Origin of the sequence: Orbus hercynius (assembly GCF_003634275.1) — a bacterium.
Lineage (GTDB): Bacteria > Pseudomonadota > Gammaproteobacteria > Enterobacterales > Orbaceae > Orbus > Orbus hercynius.
Window position 1 is genome coordinate 1 of sequence record NZ_RBWY01000010.1, and the last position, 1,763, is coordinate 1,763.

At 44.9% G+C, this 1,763-nt stretch carries 3 protein-coding genes; all 3 read right to left on the bottom strand.

Annotated features, from left to right (window positions below; translation table 11 throughout):
* The coding region (locus DES39_RS10840; protein ID WP_147405443.1) for a hypothetical protein at window positions 1-440 on the bottom strand (440 nt) is incomplete at its 3' end.
* A gap of 4 nt (window positions 441-444) precedes the next feature.
* On the bottom strand, window positions 445-1,155 hold the full coding sequence (locus tag DES39_RS10845) for a hypothetical protein (RefSeq protein WP_121146020.1): 711 nt from the start codon (window positions 1,153-1,155) through the stop codon (window positions 445-447).
* 4 nt (window positions 1,156-1,159) lie between these two features.
* The coding region (locus DES39_RS10970; RefSeq protein WP_170143402.1) for a hypothetical protein at window positions 1,160-1,763 on the bottom strand (604 nt) is incomplete at its 5' end.

Here is a 1,763-nt window from a genome sequence, read left to right on the forward strand (position 1 = left end):
TCTTCCACGTTAGTCACCTTCTCAAGCTGGATGAGGCCATAACAGAAGGCATTGTTGTAAATGATACCATTACTATATTGCTTAGGAAATTCATGCTGATACTCACGGCCTAATTCGGTCAGATCGTAATGGTAGATCCCCGGCTGACTGGCAACTGGCTCGCGAGTCAGTAAGCCAATATCGGCAAACAGTGGCAGGGTTTTTTCTAAATCCTCTTTATTCCACCCCTCCCATCGACTATCATCGGGATGACGGGGCTCGTCGGTATAAGGGAATTTGACACTGCCCAAATAATAACAAAAATCGCCCTTAGCTTGGGTATTGGCCCGCGCGTTATCATACCCTTGCTGAATGATATTTTTTAGCTCGCCTTTATCGTAACACCCCATCAACAGGCTGGTTAGCAGGCCAAGGGATAAGATTTTTGTCAATTTGACCATGTGCTTATTCACTCTCAAGTAACTTACCTGCTGGCTGAATCACCCAATAAGACAGCGAGTCTTGATATAAATTGCCGTCTTTGCCTTTATAAAAGGTCTTGGTATCGGGGTAGCTTCTATCACTTAATCGCACGTCCATCTGCGGGTATAATGCATTGAGCTTATCTTGTGCATTGGTCGCCCAGGCTGGAATATCGAGCACATGGTAATTATAGCCGACATACACTTCAGTGCGTCGGATATTGGCATTCCCCATGCCCTCGCCGACCTTTCTCTCTTCCACGTTAGTCACCTTCTCAAGCTGGATGAGGCCATAACAGAAGGCATTGTTGTAAATAGTCCCTATTCCCGACTGCTCTGGAAAAAGGTGTTGATATTTGTGGCCTAATTCGGTCAGATCATAATAGTATATCCCCAGCTGACCGGCAACGGGCTCGCGAGTCAGTAAACCAATTTCAGTAAACAATGGCAATGTTTTAGCCAACTTACCTTTATTCCATCCCTCCCATCGATTATCATCGGGATGACGGGGCTCATCAATATAAGGGAATTTGACACTGCCCAAATAATAACAAAAATCACCCTTAGCTTGGGTATTGGCCCGCGCGTTATCATACCCTTGCTGAATGATATTTTTTAGCTCACCTTTATCGTAACACCCTATCAACAGGCTGGTTAGCAGGCCAAGGGATAAGATTTTTGTCAATTTTACCATGTGCTTATTCACTCTCGAGTAACTTGCCAGATGGTTGAATCACCCAATAAGACAATGAGTCTTGATATAAATTGCCGTCTTTACCTTTATAAAAGGTCTTAGTATCAGGGTAACTCACATCCTCTTGCAAGACCTTAAACTGAGGATATAGGGCATCCAATTTCTTTTGTGAATGGGTTACCCAAGCAGGAATATCGAGCACATGGTAATTATAGCCGACATACACTTCAGTGCGTCGGATATTGGCATTACCCATGCCCTCGCCGACCTTTCTCTCTTCCACATCAGTCACCTTCTCAAGCTGGATGAGACCATAACAGAAGGCATTGTTGTAAATAATCCCTATTCCCGACTGCTCTGGAAAAAGGTGTTGATATTTGTGGCCTAATTCGGTCAGATCGTAATGGTATATCCCCAGCTGACCGGCAACTGGCTCGCGAGTCAGTAAACCAATTTCAGTAAACAGTGGCAACGTTTTAGCCAACTTACCTTTATTCCATCCCTCCCATCGATTATCATCGGGATGACGGGGCTCGTCGGTATAAGGGAATTTGACACTGCCCAAATAATAACAAAAATCGCCCTTAGCTTGGGTATTGGCCCGCGCG

Bases quoted from the DNA above. Each gene is read 5' to 3' on its own strand.
- DES39_RS10845 (WP_121146020.1), bottom strand. From the start codon at position 1,155: ATGGTAAAATTGACAAAAATCTTATCCCTTGGCCTGCTAACCAGCCTG.